This window comes from Brevibacterium sp., assembly GCF_052105255.1.
GTDB lineage: Bacteria > Actinomycetota > Actinomycetes > Actinomycetales > Brevibacteriaceae > Brevibacterium > Brevibacterium linens_B.
Genome location: NZ_JBQDYQ010000030.1, coordinates 1 through 16068, shown reverse-complemented (window position 1 = coordinate 16068; position 16068 = coordinate 1). Strand labels below are relative to the sequence as shown.

20 protein-coding genes are annotated in these 16068 nt (G+C 65.2%); 13 read left to right on the top strand and 7 right to left on the bottom strand.

The window, feature by feature from the left end; all coding sequences use genetic code 11:
* Positions 1 to 231 precede the first annotated feature (231 nt).
* A complete protein-coding gene (locus ACTIIH_RS09815; RefSeq protein ID WP_441451612.1) occupies positions 232 to 1074 on the bottom strand; it encodes a class I SAM-dependent methyltransferase in 843 nt (280 codons plus the stop codon).
* Between the two features lie 76 nt (positions 1075 to 1150).
* On the bottom strand, positions 1151 to 1591 hold the full coding sequence (locus tag ACTIIH_RS09810; protein ID WP_441451611.1) for a hypothetical protein: 441 nt from the start codon (positions 1589 to 1591) through the stop codon (positions 1151 to 1153).
* A gap of 263 nt (positions 1592 to 1854) precedes the next feature.
* Between ACTIIH_RS09810 and ACTIIH_RS09805 the strand changes: the two genes are divergently transcribed.
* From ACTIIH_RS09805 to ACTIIH_RS09760, 10 genes are all read left to right on the top strand, one after another.
* The gene (locus ACTIIH_RS09805) at positions 1855 to 3171 is read left to right on the top strand and encodes a DUF445 domain-containing protein (protein ID WP_441451610.1); all 1317 of its coding nucleotides are present in this window, start codon (positions 1855 to 1857) and stop codon (positions 3169 to 3171) included.
* 309 nt (positions 3172 to 3480) lie between these two features.
* The gene (locus tag ACTIIH_RS09800) at positions 3481 to 4212 is read left to right on the top strand and encodes an ABC transporter ATP-binding protein (RefSeq protein WP_441451626.1); all 732 of its coding nucleotides are present in this window, start codon (positions 3481 to 3483) and stop codon (positions 4210 to 4212) included.
* The gene (locus tag ACTIIH_RS09795; protein WP_441451609.1) at positions 4212 to 5630 is read left to right on the top strand and encodes an FtsX-like permease family protein; all 1419 of its coding nucleotides are present in this window, start codon (positions 4212 to 4214) and stop codon (positions 5628 to 5630) included. The genes ACTIIH_RS09800 and ACTIIH_RS09795 overlap by 1 nt, the downstream gene beginning before the upstream one ends.
* An 11-nt stretch (positions 5631 to 5641) precedes the next feature.
* Complete coding sequence (locus ACTIIH_RS09790) at positions 5642 to 7024, top strand: FtsX-like permease family protein (RefSeq protein ID WP_441451608.1); 1383 nt, start codon at positions 5642 to 5644, stop codon at positions 7022 to 7024.
* Between the two features lie 154 nt (positions 7025 to 7178).
* A complete protein-coding gene (gene dnaB, locus ACTIIH_RS09785; RefSeq protein ID WP_025779630.1) occupies positions 7179 to 8516 on the top strand; it encodes a replicative DNA helicase in 1338 nt (445 codons plus the stop codon).
* Positions 8513 to 9187, top strand: coding sequence for a hypothetical protein (locus ACTIIH_RS09780; protein ID WP_441451607.1), 675 nt, complete (start codon positions 8513 to 8515; stop codon positions 9185 to 9187). The genes dnaB and ACTIIH_RS09780 overlap by 4 nt, the downstream gene beginning before the upstream one ends.
* An 86-nt stretch (positions 9188 to 9273) precedes the next feature.
* Positions 9274 to 9633, top strand: a complete 360-nt coding sequence (gene cmtR / locus ACTIIH_RS09775; RefSeq protein ID WP_025779632.1) for a Cd(II)/Pb(II)-sensing metalloregulatory transcriptional regulator CmtR — start codon at positions 9274 to 9276, stop codon at positions 9631 to 9633.
* Complete coding sequence (locus tag ACTIIH_RS09770) at positions 9630 to 10346, top strand: cation diffusion facilitator family transporter (RefSeq protein WP_441451606.1); 717 nt, start codon at positions 9630 to 9632, stop codon at positions 10344 to 10346. Before cmtR ends, ACTIIH_RS09770 begins: the two co-directional genes overlap by 4 nt.
* Before the next feature lie 30 nt (positions 10347 to 10376).
* The gene (locus ACTIIH_RS09765; RefSeq protein ID WP_441451605.1) at positions 10377 to 11282 is read left to right on the top strand and encodes a LysR family transcriptional regulator; all 906 of its coding nucleotides are present in this window, start codon (positions 10377 to 10379) and stop codon (positions 11280 to 11282) included.
* Between the two features lie 23 nt (positions 11283 to 11305).
* On the top strand, positions 11306 to 12136 hold the full coding sequence (locus tag ACTIIH_RS09760) for a uroporphyrinogen-III synthase (RefSeq protein WP_441451604.1): 831 nt from the start codon (positions 11306 to 11308) through the stop codon (positions 12134 to 12136).
* A gap of 2 nt (positions 12137 to 12138) precedes the next feature.
* On the opposite strand, the gene ACTIIH_RS09755 is transcribed toward ACTIIH_RS09760, so the two are convergent.
* On the bottom strand, positions 12139 to 12261 hold the full coding sequence (locus tag ACTIIH_RS09755) for a hypothetical protein (RefSeq protein WP_441451603.1): 123 nt from the start codon (positions 12259 to 12261) through the stop codon (positions 12139 to 12141).
* Positions 12262 to 12263: 2 nt separating this feature from the next.
* Positions 12264 to 12512, bottom strand: coding sequence for a hypothetical protein (locus ACTIIH_RS09750; protein ID WP_441451602.1), 249 nt, complete (start codon positions 12510 to 12512; stop codon positions 12264 to 12266).
* 92 nt (positions 12513 to 12604) lie between these two features.
* Between ACTIIH_RS09750 and ACTIIH_RS09745 the strand changes: the two genes are divergently transcribed.
* Positions 12605 to 13105, top strand: coding sequence for an SRPBCC family protein (locus tag ACTIIH_RS09745; protein ID WP_441451601.1), 501 nt, complete (start codon positions 12605 to 12607; stop codon positions 13103 to 13105).
* A 45-nt stretch (positions 13106 to 13150) separates the two neighbouring features.
* A complete protein-coding gene (locus ACTIIH_RS09740; protein WP_441451600.1) occupies positions 13151 to 13612 on the top strand; it encodes an acyl-CoA thioesterase in 462 nt (153 codons plus the stop codon).
* Here the strand turns inward: ACTIIH_RS09740 and ACTIIH_RS09735 are convergent.
* The 3 genes from ACTIIH_RS09735 to ACTIIH_RS09725 all read right to left on the bottom strand — a co-directional run bounded on the left by ACTIIH_RS09735 (position 13567) and on the right by ACTIIH_RS09725 (position 15258).
* Positions 13567 to 13833, bottom strand: coding sequence for a hypothetical protein (locus ACTIIH_RS09735; RefSeq protein ID WP_441451599.1), 267 nt, complete (start codon positions 13831 to 13833; stop codon positions 13567 to 13569). The two genes, ACTIIH_RS09740 and ACTIIH_RS09735, sit on opposite strands and share 46 nt — an antisense overlap.
* Positions 13834 to 13876: 43 nt before the next feature.
* Positions 13877 to 14518, bottom strand: a complete 642-nt coding sequence (locus ACTIIH_RS09730) for a hypothetical protein (protein WP_441451598.1) — start codon at positions 14516 to 14518, stop codon at positions 13877 to 13879.
* 113 nt (positions 14519 to 14631) lie between these two features.
* The gene (locus ACTIIH_RS09725; RefSeq protein WP_441451597.1) at positions 14632 to 15258 is read right to left on the bottom strand and encodes an HAD family hydrolase; all 627 of its coding nucleotides are present in this window, start codon (positions 15256 to 15258) and stop codon (positions 14632 to 14634) included.
* Positions 15259 to 15356: 98 nt separating this feature from the next.
* On the opposite strand from ACTIIH_RS09725, the gene ACTIIH_RS09720 reads away from it, so the two are divergent.
* Positions 15357 to 16001, top strand: a complete 645-nt coding sequence (locus ACTIIH_RS09720) for a GNAT family N-acetyltransferase (RefSeq protein WP_441451596.1) — start codon at positions 15357 to 15359, stop codon at positions 15999 to 16001.
* The last annotated feature ends 67 nt before the right edge of the window (positions 16002 to 16068 follow it).

Genomic DNA, 16068 nt, shown 5'->3' with positions numbered 1-16068 from the left:
TTCGGTCAGATCGCTGCGCCTGCGGCGAGGGCCGCGGTGGTCCCAGAAGGGATGAGTGCACGTCTCCACCGGGTGGTGGCGGCGTCAGCGGGGGCGCGGCCCCGGGCAGGACAGCGGTGACCAGACTCTTCTCACTCTACGTGTCGGGCTGGTGGCGCGTGGGACCGGCCCAGTCGGTGGGCACTGCTCAGCATTGAGCGCGCAGCTTTTGAACCCATGAGCGTCCCATATTCAGGCCCCAGCGAGGACGAGAAGGGCCTCATTCCGCGCATCGAGCCCGTCCCCGGGGATTTCGGCGGACATCTCTTCGCGCATGACCGCTCTCTTCACCGGGTCCATCGTCAGCTGAGCCGAGTAGGTGAAGACCATCGACAGCCACTCATGCCTCGGGTAATGGAGGTCTTCGATGAAAGTGGTCTCATTCGGGGTGAAACCGGCGTCGCGCAGCTGCGTGAGAGCCGGGTGCTCGACGGCTTCGACTGCCGGCACGGACTCAGTCGTGCCGCTGCCCGCCGTCGCCTCTTGGTTCGCTTCGATGCCCCGGCTCGCTCTCGAACCGAGACTCGCGGTCCTGCCGTCGGCATGGAACCGTGCGACAACGGCATTGAGTCGGGTCTTCAGCTCGCCCTGCGGTCTGATGTCATTCCAGGCCAGAGCCAGACTTCCTCCTGGACGGAGCAGGGTGCGGATCTTCGGCAGCGCCACTGCCGGGTCGACCCAGTGGAAGGACTGTCCGAAGCTGACGAGATCGAAGGTCCGGCCCTGCGGATCCCAGTCCTCGAACGTCGAGACGTCCACATCGAGGCCTTTGGACCGAGCGACCGCAGCCATCTCGTCATCCGGTTCGACGGCGAGGATCTCGGCGCCTGCTGACCGGAGCTGGGACGCGAAGATGCCGGTGCCGGAACCGACGTCGAGGATGCGCGGGGCGCGCGTGCCTGCCTCGGTGAAGGTCTCGGCCGATTGCATGATCGCTGAGATGAGCGCGGCAGGGTACTTCGGCCGAAAGGCATCGTACTCCTGGGCGACCTCGCCGAAGGATTCCGCTCGTTCTCGATTCGCGAAGTATTCCATCCACGAAGCCTAACGTTCCACGGTCGGGCAGGGCCGCCTCGGCGAGGCAATGAAAATCTATCCGCACCGGAGCAGATCAGAATGAGATCGTCTCCGGTTCGGGGAAATCCGTGAAACTCTGACCCTCGTCGATCGGTGCCAGCTCGAGATAGCTGGGTGAATCGTCGTCAATGAAGAGCAGCAGCATCGCCCCTGGTGAACCGGCTGTGAGGACGGTGCGATCCGACCAGTCCCCGTCTCCGCCCTGATCATTGCGGTGCTCATCGTCGAGGCGATCCTGCGGACGCATTCCCACGCTTGGACAGGTTCCACAGTCGCAGTGGCTGGTGACCATCACCTCGCCGAGGCGACCCTCCCAGATCTGACGCTGTTCGTTCGAGATGGGCTCGGGTGGATCCCAACCTTGCCGTTGCTCAGGAGTGAAGTCGGCATAATCTGCTTCGTCGGGGGACGGCGTCGCCGAGCGGATCATGCGCAGCGCGACGCTGGCTTCTCGGGGGTTCAGCGGGCGGACCATGGTCGTAGTCTAGCTCGAGTACCTGGTCGAAAGGCGCACCTCTCATGAGTCGTGGCATCTCCACCCGGCGCACCGGGGAGATACGAGAGCGACGGGGCGGATAGCCGGCAGCGCGGGGAAGTAAGAGCAACGGTGAGGGACGCTCGCGGGCGATAGGGCGTCCCGAGCGGTGGGGCACTCCGCGGAATTCCCAGGTGCGGACCCGCCTGCGGATGCGTGTGGAGCCGCAGGATTTCGCTAAAGTCGTGGAGCAGGGGGTAACGATGTCGATCGAGAAGACACCATCCGTACCGCGCTTCGGCGCCGGCAGCGGAAACGGCGGGCCGGCCGAGCTCACGCCGGAGGATCAAGAGCGCGCTCGCGGGCTGAAGAAGATGCGCACGCTCGCGCTCTCGCTGCTCATCCTCGCCACGCTCATCTTCCTCTCCACCCACCTCTTCACCGACAACACCGGCGTCTGGGGGTTCGTCTCCCGCGCCTCGGAGGCCGCGATGATCGGCGCGATCGCCGACTGGTTCGCCGTCACCGCGCTCTTCCGCCACCCACTCGGGCTGCCGATTCCGCACACCGCGATCATACCGCGCAAGAAGGACACCCTCGGAGCGAGTCTGTCGGCCTTCGTCGCCGCGAACTTCCTCCACGCCGAGGCGGTGTCGACGAAGATCCGATCCGCCGAGATCTCCCATCGAGCGGGGAAATGGCTGGCCAAGCCCGCCAACCGAGATATCGTCGTCGACCGTGCCGCAGGGGGCCTCGAATATGTGCTCGCGCGCATCGATGACGACTCCATCAAGGCGCTGACCAGGAACGTGATCATTCCACGGCTCGTGGCCACCCGGAAGACACCGGTGCTCGCGCAGCTGCTGCGTCAGATCGTGCTCGACGGTGCTCACCACAGACTCGTCGACCTCATCGTCTCGGAGGCCTATAGCTGGCTGGGTGACAATCCGCAGGTCATCGATGAGATCGTCCACAATCGGGCACCGTCCTGGCTGCCCGATTTCGTCAACGAACAGCTGGCAAACCGACTGCAGCGCGAAGTCCTCGCCTGGGTCGCCGACGTCCGCGACAACGAATACCACAAGGCTCGACAGGCGCTGGACGCGTGGCTGGTCGACCTCTCCGACGACCTCGAATCCGACTCAACTCTGTCCCAGCGGGCCGAAGAGATCATCAACGACCTGCTCAGTCAGGATGGGGTCGTCGACTCCGTCCTCGAGATCTGGGGTTCGCTCAAACAGCTGCTGCGCGAGGCCATCATCGACGAAGGCGGCGAAGTCCGCGCCCGCATCTGGCAGCTCATCGGCGAGTTCGCCGACCGACTGCAGGCGGACTCGGAATTCTCCCGCCGCATCGATGACCGGATCGCCACAACTGCGGGTGATCTGGCCGAGAGTTTCGGCCCCGAGATCGCCAGCGTCATCTCCGACACCATCGAGCGCTGGGACGCGAAGGAAGCTGCCGAGCGCATCGAGCTCTACGTCGGCCGCGACCTCCAGTACATCCGCATCAACGGCACCGTCATCGGTGCGCTGGTCGGCCTCGTGATCCACACCGTCATCGTGCTCCTGCCGGGGTGAGATCGGCAGACCCGCACCGAGGCTGCCCGGTCCTCTGCGCCGGAGACGATCCAGACGTCGAAGGAGTAGACCTGTTCGGTCGGGCGGGACCACGGGCAGCCAGCCCGGATCTCGCATGTCGATGAGCTGGTGTCGGAAGACTGTCAAGCACGGTGCCCTGACCTCGGTTTTCCGTCAACGGAGGTTGGGAAATCCCGCACCGGCTGACGGGCTGACTGCATAGTGCCAAGGCCCGTTGGGCGAAAACATGGAGACATGACTTCTTCACAGCATCCTGCCGCAGCGCAGCAGTCAGCATCTCAGCACCCGATGGCCCAGAACTCTTCGCCCCAGCACCCCGCCATCATCACCGCCAGCACCGTCACGAAGCACTTCAATCAGACGTACGCCCTCGCCGGAGTCGACCTGACGATCGGCCTCGGCGAATCCGTGGCCATCATGGGACCCTCCGGCTCCGGCAAGACGACCCTTCTGCACTGCCTGGCCGGCATCATCAGCCCCGACGACGGTCACATCCGCCTGTCGCCGACCGACCGCAGCGCCGCCGCCGAGATCACCTCCCTCAAGGAATCCGGCCGCACCGCCCTGCGCCGCGAGGTCCTCGGCTTCGTCTTCCAGCAGGGGCTGCTCCTACCCGAACTCACCGCCGTGGACAACGTCGCGCTCGCCGCCATGCTCGCCGGAATGAGCCGCTCGGACGCCACCCAGCACGCCCGGGCCTGGCTCGACCGCCTCGGACTGAGCGAGCACGTGAACAAGCGGATCGGACAGCTCTCCGGCGGACAGGCACAGAGAGTGGCGATCGCCCGCGCCCAGGTCACCCAGCCCGTCGTCACCTTCGCCGACGAACCGACCGGTGCCCTCGACTCCCGCACCTCGAATGAAGTCCTCACCGAGCTGCTGGGCTCCACCGTCGGCCGCGGATCCACCCTCGTCGTCGTCACCCACGATGAGAACGTCGCCGCCCGCTGCTCCCGGGTCGTCAGGCTCGCCGATGGCCGCATCGTCGCCGACTCCGCACTGCAGGAAGCCGCACAGTGATGAATATCCTTCCCCTCCTCCTGTCCAAGCAGTCCCTGACCTCGACGACGTCGCGGCTCGTCGGGATCGCGTTCTTCTCCTGTTCGACGATCTTCCTCACCGTGGCCGCCGGAGCCTGGGCGTTCATCGACCGCCCCGAGGTCACCGGATACGCCGAGGTGGCCGAGCTCTACCAGCTCCTCGCCGTCCTCGCCACGGTCTTCCTCGTCGTCCCCGCGACCAGCCTCGGGGTCGCCTCGGCGAAATTGAGCGCTCGCCGTCAGGACGAACGACTCTCCACTCTGTCCCTGCTCGGGGCGCAACGCAGCACGATCCGCCTCATCGCCGTCGCCGAACCCTTCATCCCCGCCTCGCTGGGCATCCTCGCCGGAATCGGCGGCTACCTGCTGGTCGCCTGGTCGCTGAGCTTCATCACGTTCGTCGGCGAACCGCTTGGCTACCAGGCACTGCTCATGCCGGTCTGGCTGCTCGCCGCGGTCGTCGCCGGCCTCCTGGCCGTCTGCCTGATCGCCTCGCTCATCGGCCTGCGCAAGATCACGATCTCCCCGCTGGGCGTGCGCACCCGGTCGCTGCCCCGGAGATTCCCCCTGGCCCGCGTCATCACGGCCATCCTGCTCATCCTCGTCGTGGCCATCGCGACCTACATCTCCACCCAGATGGAACTGCCGATGGCGGTGACGATCATGTACAGCATCGCCACGATCGGCATCACCCTCCTGCTCATCAGCGTCATCGGCGTCCTGTGCATCCGCGTCCACGCCGGCATCGCCGGCAGAATCGCCCGCGGTCCCGCCTCGGTGATGGCGGCAGGGATGATCGCCGACGCTCCCGGACAGTACTGGCGCCGGGTCGCCGGGCTGGCGATGATCACGTTCATCGCCGTCGTCGGCGGGGCGGGAACGGCCATGATGCGCAGCGGTCAGGAGGACTTCTCCGCCGAGGACCGCGCGGTCATGGGACCGTACGTCCACCTCGGCGACGATATCTTCACCGGGCTCATCCTCACCTTGGTCATCGCCTTCGTCCTCGTCATCGTCTCGGCCACGATCAACCAGGCCGCTGACATCCTCGACCGGGCCACGACCTACCGCGAGCTCCACGCCGCCGGGATGACCCAGCAGATGATGCACCGGGTGACCGTCAACGCCGTGATGTCGCCGATCCTGTTGGTCACCGTCGTCTCCCTGTTCCTCGGCGGAATCCTCGCCTGGCTCATGGCTTCGGTGAGCGACCTCGGTGATCCGCTGACCATCGGAACCGTCGCCGCCGTCCTCGTGGCCGGGGTTGCGATGGTGTGGCTGGGACTGCAGGTCACCCGCCCGCTCGTCCGCCGGGTCACCGAGATCGACCCCGACACCCGCACCCTCGCCGAGGCGGCCCCCGAGAACCGGGCCACCGCCGAAGCGACCATGGCCTGAGAGGAGACACAATGTCCACGTCGTTGACAGCCGTTCCCCTCGTCCTCGGACGCAGATCGCTGACGTCGGCGAGTTCCCTGCTCGTGGCCGCCGCGTTCTTCGCGTGTGCCACGCTGTTCCTCACCGTGGCCGCCGGGGCCTGGATGTTCTTCCAGATCCCATCGAGCCCCGATCCCGCGGACGCGGGTCTCGACATCATGTACAAGACCCTCGCGGGTCTGGCCACGGCTCTGCTGATCATCCCCGCTTCCACCCTGGCATCGGCCTCGGCGACGCTGTCGGCACGTCGGCAGGACGAACGGCTGTCGACGATGTCGCTGCTCGGGGCCAGACGGTCCCAGATCACCGCGCTCGCCGTGGCCGAACCGCTCATCCCGGCCCTGGCCGGCATCATCCTCGGGGTGCTCGGCTACCTGGGACTGGCGCTGCCGGTCAGCTTCATCCACTTCATGGGCGAACCCATCGGGTACCAGAACATGCTCATGCCCGCGTGGCTCATCCTCGTCGTGGTCGTCTTCCTCGCCCTGGTCTGCGCGGGCTCGGCCCTGCTGGGTCTGCGCAAGGTCGCGGTCTCCCCGTTGGGCGTGCGGACGAAGAGTCTGGAACGGAAGTTCCCCGCGGCCAAGGTCATCGTCACGGTGCTCGTGATCTGCCTGCTGCCGGTCGTGTACGCGCTCACCCAGAGCGGCGGTCTCGGCGTGGGGATCGTACTCGGCGCGGTGGTCGGATTCTTCGCTCTCGGGCTGGTCGTCGTCGACCTCCTCGGCGGTCTCCTCGTCCGCTGGTTCGCTCACCTGTCCGGTCGGCGGGCCGCGACCCCGGAACGCCTCATCGCGGCTCGCTTGGTCTCCGACGAACCCAAACGGTTCTGGCGACGCGTGTCCGGACTCGCGATGGCTTCGTTCACCGCGGCCGTCTGCGGGTCGGGGGTAGCGCTGATGCAGCTCGGACTCGACGCCGCCGAGGACGACCCGGCAACGATGGGCACCTCCGATATCAACCTCTTCCACGACATGTTCACTGGGGTGCTGCTCGTCATGGGCATCGCGATCGTGCTCATCGCGGTGTCCGCAGTGATCAACCAGGTCGCCGATATCTACGACCGAGCCGACACCTTCTCCGACCTCTATGCCGCGGGCGCCGATCCTCAGCTGCTGCACCGCGCGCTGGTGCGGGCCGTCATGGCCCCGGCGATCTGGGTGTCCCTGCTGGCCGGAGGGCTCGGGCTGCTGCTCGTCCTGCCCCTGGCCGGAGCCGCGCTCGTGTTCAAGCCGGTCACCTTCCTCACGATCCTGCTCACAGTGGTCGTCGGCATCGGCATCATCCGCGGTGGACTGCAGCTGACGAAGCCGATTCTGCACTCCGTGGCCACGGCCGGGAGGACGCGGGAGTGAGATTCGGGAGGGCTCGCGACTGAGATTCGGTGTCAGTGCCGCATCCTACGATGGCAGGTGTTGAGTCGATGGGACCCTCCCCGGGTCTCCGGGTACAGTTGGAGCGCACCACATGAGGGTGGGCGATCAGATGCTGTGAGGAAGTGGGAATCGAGTGAGCAACGACCAGGGCTATGACGGTCTGAGGACCCCTCCGCAGGACGTTGAGGCCGAGCAGAGCGTGCTCGGTGCGATGCTTCTGTCGAAGGACGCCATCGCCGACTGCGTCGAGACGATGAATGGCGACGACTTCTACAAGCCCGCTCACGAAACCATCTACGAGGCGGTTCTCGACCTCTACTCCCGTGGTGAGCCAGCGGACTCGGTGACGGTGGCGAACTATCTGACGAAGACCGGCGATCTCGCCCGCGTCGGCGGTGCCGCCTACCTGCACACCCTCATCTCGTCGGTCCCGACCGCCGCCAATGCCGGCTACTATGCCGCGATCGTCAGCGAACAGGCCGTGCTGCGCCGCCTCGTCGAGGCCGGCACCCGCATCGTGCAGATGGGCTACGACGCCGAAGGTGATACCGATGACGTCGTGAACTCCGCTCAGGCGGAGATCTACAAGGTCACCGAACGCCATACGACAGAGGATTACGTCATCCTCTCCGACATCCTCGGCGAGGTGGCTCAGGAGATCGAACGCAACGGCAACACCGATGGGCAGACCGCGGGTGTGCCCACCGGTTTCACCGAGTTCGACAACCTCACCAACGGTCTGCACCCGGGCACGATGATCGTCATCGCCGCCCGTCCTGGTGTCGGCAAGTCGACTCTGGCGCTCGACTTCATCCGCTCGGCCGCGATCCACAATGATGCGGCCGCTGTGTTCTTCTCGCTCGAGATGGGCAAGAACGAACTCGTCATGCGTCTGCTCTCGGCCGAGTCGGAGATCCCGCTGCAGAACCTGCGCCGCGGTGAACTCAGCCCGCACGACTGGACGACCCTGGCCGCGACCGAGGCCCGGATCAACAATGCGCCGCTGTTCGTCGACGATTCGCCGAACATGGCGCTGACCGAGATCCGCGCGAAGTGCCGCCGGCTCAAGCAGCAGCACAATCTGCAGATGGTCTGCGTCGACTACCTGCAGCTGATGTCCTCGGGCAAACGCGTCGAATCCCGCCAGCAGGAGGTCTCGGAGTTCTCCCGTTCGCTCAAGCTGCTGGCCAAAGAGCTCGAAGTGCCGGTCATCGCGTTGTCCCAGCTCAACCGCGGCAGCGAGCAGCGCACGGACAAGCGGCCGATGATCTCGGATCTGCGTGAGTCCGGTTCGATCGAGCAGGACGCGGATATGGTCCTCCTCATCCACCGTGAGGACATGTACGACAAGGAACACGAACGCGCCGGTGAGGCCGACATCATCGTCGCCAAGCACCGTGCCGGTCCGACGATGGACATTCCCGTGGCGTTCCAGGGCGCGAAGTCCCGATTCGTCAACATGCCGCAGTGACGAGCGGCAGTGCGAGCGCCAGCCGCTGGAATCAGGGCAGCCGGAAACCGCTGAGCATCGTCATCACCGGTGCCGTGTTCCTCGTCGGCATCGGCCTGGTCTTCGCTGTCGGGTACCTGTTCCCGTCCGTGCTGCTGGTGACCATCATCCTCGGGTGCGTCGTATTCGTCGGCGTCACTCTGGCGATGAGAGCGATCATGGGCACTGCCTGGGCGTATTGGTTCACGGGGCCGTTCGTCGCCATCGCGTTCATCGGCGCGGTGATGCTCGCCGAGGATGTGGCCTTGTCGCAGGCGGGAGAGGTCACCGAGGTGGTCGTCATCGACCACGAGGTCGATGTGACGACCGAGCATGATTCGAACGGCAGACATGCCCGGAAGGTCTATACGCACACGTACAGTCTCGAACGCATCGACGGCACCCCCGTCGCCGAACCGCTGATCTACCGCGGCAAGGACGGATTCGACGACTTCGATGAGGGCGACACGATCTCCGTCCTCATCGATCCGGAAGGGAAAGCGCCGACCAAACCAGCCGAGGACGTGGATCTGCCTGCCGATATCGGCATCCTCGTCACCGGACTGGTCACCTCGGGGATCGTGTTCCTCATCTGTCTCATCGTCGTGCTGCTGCGCTGGACGCGCTCGCCGTCGCAGCAGCACGTGCGCTGACGACCGGGCGGCAGACGTCGGAAAGGCCTTCATTCCGTCGTGAGCGACCCGCGACAACAAATCAGCACAGGCTGTATAGTCAGCATATGCTGACTATTGCCTCCCGTGTCGATGCCATGCAGCGCCTGGGCCGCGCGATGGCCGATCCCACACGCTCACGGATTCTGCTGTCGCTTCTCTCCGAGCCCGGCTATCCTGCGCGCTTGGCAAATGATCTGGGACTGACGCGCACCAATGTCTCGAACCACCTCGCCTGCCTGCGAGGATGCGGAATCGTGGTGGCCGAACCTGAAGGCCGGCGCACGCGCTACGAGATCGCCGATCCTCATCTGGCAACAGCACTCACTGCTCTTGTCGAGACGACTCTGGCAGTCGATGAGAACGCGCCGTGTGCCGATTCCAATTGCACGGTGGCCGGCTGCTGTGACGCTGGACCGAGCCGATGACGGAGACTGCGCCGCGAGGGGACAGAGCAGCAGTTCTGCGGAAGCGGATCCGGATCATCGTTGCCATCACCATCACTTGGAACGTGATTGAAGCGGTCGTTGCCATTGCCGCAGGCGGAGCAGCCTCCTCGGCGGCTCTCATCGGGTTCGGACTCGATTCGATTGTCGAGGTCCTCTCTGCCGCAGCGGTTGCCTGGCAGTTCTCGGCACCGGAACCCCAGCGCCGGGAACGGGTCGCTCTGCGCGTCATCGCAGTATCTTTCTTCGCGCTCGCGGTCTACGTCAGCGTGGACGCTGTTCTGTCCATGGTGGGCCCGCGCCAACCCGAACATTCGACCGTCGGCATCATCATCGCCGCACTCAGCCTGCTGGTGATGCCGTTCCTCAGCTGGTTCGAGCGGAGGACGGGACGAGAACTGGGATCTGCTACGGCTGTCGCTGATTCCAAGCAGACCCTCATCTGCACCTATCTCAGCGCCGCAGTGCTGATCGGCGTCCTGCTCAACAGCCTGTTCGGGTGGGCCTGGGCCGATTCCGTCGCAGCCCTCATCATCGCGGTCTTCGCCGTTCGGGAAGGAGTCGAAGCCTGGCGAGGGGATGCCTGCTGCGCGGTTCCGGCTGCGGTTCTCACCGGTGAGCGTACAGAAGGGTGCTGTGCTGAAGATGATCCGGACGACGGGTGCCGAAACGCGTGCTGTGCTGCCGACACATAGCGTCGAATAAGCCCGCCTACTATGGCTGAAATGGACACCACTCCCAACGATCTGCTCGTGCTGCTGGCCGTCTCCCGCACCGCGAAGTTCACGACGGCGGCACACAATCTCGGGCTCACCCATTCGACGGTCTCCCGCCGCATCGCCGCCTTGGAGAAGTCCTTGGGCGGACGCGTGCTGGGCCGCTCGGACGACGGATGGGAGCTGACCGACCTCGGGGAACGAGCCGTCGCTGTGGCCGAACAGATGGAGACCGCGGTCGCCGAACTCGAGAGTCCCGGCCAGGGCCCGGAGACGGTGTCCGGAGTGGTGCGGATGACCGCGACGGATGGGTTCAGCGCCTATGTCGCCTCCCCGGCGGTCGCGAAGCTGCGACGTCGACATCCCGGGCTGAGTGTCGAGATCGTCACCGTCACCAGGCAGGCCCTCCAACAGCGATCCGGTCTCGATATCGAGGTCGTCGTCGGCGAACCGCGCGTGCACCGAGCGGAGGCGATCGAGCTCGGTGACTACGAACTCGGTCTCTACGCCTCGCGTGACTATCTCGCGGCCAACGGCACCCCCGCCTCGGTGGAGGAAGTCAGCGACCACCGGCTCGTCTATTTCGTCGATTCCATGCTCCAGGTCGACGACCTCGATGCGCCGAGGCGGCTGTTTCCCGAGATGAAGGATGCACTGACCTCGACGAATGTCTTCGTCCACGTCGAAGCGACCCGGGCGGGAGCCGGCATCGGATTCCTCCCGTGTTTCATGGCCGACCGTCACCCCGAGCTCGTGCGACTCTTCCCCGATTCGGTGGCCGAGCGACTGCCCTACTGGATGGTGCTCAGACCCGATTCGATGCGGCGACCGGCGATCGCCGCCGTCGTCCAGGGGCTCAAGGATGAGATGCTCGCCAATCAGGCTGCTCTCGAAGGCCGGAAGTTGCCCCGGTGAGGCGGCGCGACCAGGATATGAGCATGAACCAGCCCCAAACTGACGTCGGCGACGAACTGGCCGGACGTCGTATCGTGCTCACAGCTCAGCGGCGCGCGCAGCAGCTCGCCTCCGCCCTCGAGCGTCACGGTGCCAGGATCGTGCACGCCCCGACCCTGTCCGTCATCCCGCATATCGACGACCCTGAACTCGTCGCACGCACCCGTGAACTCATTGAGCAGCGGCCGGGCATCGTCGTGGTTACGACCGGCGTCGGATTCACCGGCTGGGGTGACGTGGCTGAAGCCGCGGGTCTGCGCGAGGAGTGGCACTCGATGCTCGCCGGAGCACGGATATACGCCCGCGGTCCCAAGGCAGGCGGAGCGATTCACGCAGCCGGACTGAGCGCTCACTGGGTCGCGGAATCGGAGACGAGCGCAGAGATCCAGCAGGTCCTCCTCGGCAAGGGTGTGGATGGTCAGCGCATCGCCGTACAGCATCACGGTGCCGGCGCCGACGGACTTGATGAGGCCTTCGCCGCAGCTGGCGCCGATGTCCGCTCCCTCGTCATCTACCGGTGGGGTCCGGCCCCCGATCCGGCCGCCGTGGTCGACGCGGTCCGACTCGTCGCGGAGCGCAGGTGCGATGCCGTGGCCTTCACCTCAGCACCCGGGGCGGCAGCATTTCTCACCGCGGCCGAGGAGCAGGGACTGCTGTCGGCCGTGATCGAGGCGTTCAACGAATCGGTGGTGGCCGCAGCAGTCGGCGACGTCACCGCAGCGCCGCTGCATGAACAGGGCATCAGAACCGTGATTCCCGAGCGATTCCGACTCGGAGCCCTCGCGCGTCTCCTGATCAGCGAACTCGCCGAATGATCTCAGTCTGACGGGAATTCGATGTCGACGGCGTCTGACTCGCGCAGTGCGCCGATCGCCTCTGCCTCAGCGGTCAGCGCGCTCTTCATCGACGTCCGGACGGTGCCGAACGGTGCGATCGTCATGCTCAGACGTCGGTTGATAGCAGAGCAGTCAACGGCGCAGCAGCTCGGATCTGGTCCGGTCGCCTTCGCTGTCGTCGGATGCGGTCGGCGCCCCGCGCATGGAGTGCGGTCAGCGCGGATCCCGGTGGGCTGTTCTGGATGCCGCAGGCTCCCGCGGCGTCAAGAAGTGAGTTGTGGCTGAGTCGCTCACCGAGGTGATGAGCGCGGATGCGGAAGGCGATGATCTCGTCGTTCGTCGCAGAGTCGGCCATGTGCCCAGGCTAGCTCAGGACCCGTGTTTGAATGGGGCCATGTGCACGGCCGGTTTCAGGTGCGTGCACGACCACAATGAGAAGGGACGACGATGACGCGAACGATGCAGGTCAGCGACAGTATGGTGATCAAAGCCGACGCCGCCGGGCTCTGGGAGCAGATCGCCGATCCGACCCAGATGGCCCGATGGAGCCCGGAGAACACCGGAGCCAGCACGCGCACGACTGCAGGTCCGCTGCAGACAGGCGATGTCTTCGAAGGCACGAACCGTCGCGGGCCGGCGACGTGGGTGACCGAATGCGTCGTCACCGAATCTGTGCCCGGCAAACGGTTCGCCTTCACCGTGCGCCGGATCGGGCCCCGAACTCCCAGCATCGAAGGACCGAACGCGAGCTGGGCATACGAGTTCGAGGACCTCGGCGAGGCGACTCGAGTGACGGAGTCGTGGACGGACGATCGTCGCACTTGGCCCGACTGGCTGGCCTGGGTCTTCGACCACATCGTCACACGGGGCCGGAGCTTCGCGGACTTCCAGCGATTGAACATCCGGCAAACCCTCACCGCTGTGAAGGATGACGTCGAAAAGCGGTGACACGGACGAAACGAGGGCGAAACAACTCCTCGCTACTCTGATCGCATGACAGCGACGGCACAGCCCACAAAGAGCTCCGCCCGCCACGATGTGGAGGGGATGAACTTCTATACCCGCAAATGGGTGCGGCCTGAGGACCTCAACGCCAACGGCTCCCTCTTCGGCGGCAGCCTACTGAGGTGGATCGACGAGGAGGCCGCGATCTACGCGATCATCCAGCTCGGCAACCATCGAGTTGTGACGAAGCTGATCTCCGAGATCGACTTCCAGGCTTCGGCGAGGGAAGGTGATCTTATCGAGATGGGGCTCCTCGCCACGCATTTCGGACGCACCTCGCTGACGATGAGGGCCCGGGTGCGCAATATGATCACTCGCAGATCCATCCTCAGCATCGACAAGATCGTATTCGTCGGAGTCGACGAGGACGGCACTCCGATTCCCCACGGGTACACGACGATCACCTATGACCGAGACCGAATGCCCGAACCACACGGGAAGATCTCGTAGGAGAGACCGCGGTCCGACGCGGTCGCAGGTGTCGCCTCCTGGACCGCCTCGGTGCCGGAGAACTCGGTGAGAGCCTCGGTGATGGTGTCATTGACCGCTTCACTGTTGTCCGTTAGCGGGAACTGGTCGAAGTACTCGAAGGTCGGTTCCTTCGGGGTTCCGGCGGCCGCGCATTCGCCGCGGACGATCCGCTCGATCGACGCGATGACTCTCTTGCGCACAGCGGTGTCGTAGGTGTGGACATTGAGCAGCAGCTCCGGTCGATCAGGGATGGTATTCGACCTCGTATCCGGCGTTCGACGCACCGACCGTGACGACGGCGAACTCGCCGGGTTCGGTTTCCCGGGACACGATCGTCTGCAGGCGCAGGACAATCGCTGCCGCGAGCACGACAGGGTCGACGGACAGGTGCGGCATCGATCCGTGGGCACCGCGACCGAAGACAGTTATCTTCACCGAGTCTCCGGCCGACATCGGCGGACCCGCAGAGGTATAGATCTTCCCCGCCGGCATCGGCATGATGTGCTGAGCCAAGGCCACATCAGGTGCCGGAATCTTCGACGTCAGACCGTCGTCGATCATCGCCAATGCTCCGGCTGCGTTCTCCTCGATGACTCCGTCGACCTCGGACGCGAATTCGAGACCGGTGTCCTCGGTGACCGGGAGAGCATCGATATCGGCTCGAGCCAGGACGGTGGGCTCTTCGGCATTCTCGATCACCTCGACGCGACCGGTCTCCCCGATGCGTCTGACATCGAGCCCCAGACCGGTGAGATCGGACTCGACGCGCTCGGCGGTCTTATGTTCTGCAAAGCTGATTTCAGGATGGCGGTGAAAGTCTTTGTAGACCTCCCGCTGCCAGTCGAGCTGGGAATCGATGGAGTCGAGGAATGAGGGTGTCGTCATCGTGTCTCCTGTGCTCAGGCCGCGGGTGGGCCCTCCAGGCGCGGACATTTCTCACAGCATTAGCGGGCGAGGAACCCGTTCGGGGGTGTCGTTCGGGCGGCGCCATGTGAACGCTATTGCGTGAGCAGCCCTCGTTCGGAAAGGTCCGTGCGCAGTGAAGCTGCTCCCGAGAACACATGACCGATGAAGCCGAGTCGTTGTGCTGCCTCCACGTTGGCGGGCAGATCATCGACGAAGACCGTCCGGGCCGGGTCGAGGTCGAATCGGTCCCGAGTCAGTTCGAAGATCGCCGGATCGGGTTTGACCAGCCCGACTCGGCCGGAGACGACGATGTCTTCGAGTTCGCTGATCGCCGGGGCGACGACGGGGGCATGGTGGATGGTCTCGGCCGACCAGTTCGACAGCCCGAGCAAGCGGATGCCGGCGGCCTTGAGATCCGCGACGATCTCGGCCATGCCGTCGATCGGACCGGTCAGGGACTTGTCGAAGTTCTCGTAGTAGCCGGCGACGATCTCACCGTGGCGGGGGTCCGCCTCGGCGGCTCGGGCGACGATATCGGTGATCGGAACGCCGGAATCAGCTGCGGTATTGAGCGTGGGGAAGTCGGCCGCCTCGGCGAAGGAATGCCATTCATCGGCACTCAATCGATCGGCCAGAGGCGCTGTCTGGTCCCAGCCGATGAGCACATTGCCGAGGTCGAAGACGACGGTAGTCGGGGTCGGGCGAGAGAGTTCGGTCATGGGCCACCACCTGTCATCGGCATCCTGGAGTCGAACCCCACGCTACCCGGAGTCGCCGGACCATTGTGGATTCGCGCCGGCTGGCCTAGGTTGGTTTCATGATCGGCTACCCGCCACTGCAGATCCGGGTGAAGACTCCCCGACTCGAACTCGTCGGTGCCGCCGATGAGATGCTTGCGGCGCTCGCCCCTCTTGTGCGGGACGGCAAGGTCTTCGCGGAACCCGCCCCCTACGACGATCCGATGTCGTTCTACGAATCCGACCCGGACGTGCGGGTGAGCAGGTGGCTTCAGAGCGTATGGCGCGGACGTGGGCGGTTCTCTCCCTCTGAATTCCGGCTGGCTTTCGCCGTCCTCGTCGACGGTGAGGCGGTGGGGATGCAGGACCTCATTGCGGAGAAATTCGACTCCTGCGGGACGTTCGCCTCATTCTCCTGGCTGTCGACGGATGTGCGCGGTCGCGGCCTCGGCACCGAGATGCGCAGTGCTCTGCTCCATCTCGCGTTCGCGGGGCTTGGTGCACGGGAGGCCGGTTCCGATGCGTTCGTCGACAACATCGGATCGAACAAGGTGTCCGAGGCCTTGGGGTACGAGCGCAACGGGGTCGACTGGGACATCCGCCGAGGCGAGCCGGGCCGCATCCAACGCTGGCGCCTGACCCGCTCGGCGTGGGAGACCCGGCGGCGGAACGACATCGAGCTCACCGGAGTCGAGGACTTCCTCGCCCTCTTAAACAACCACTAATTACTACCCGAGGGCGGCCCAGCAACCTGGTGTGGAAACTCGCGACCTTGCTGACAACCTCACTCAT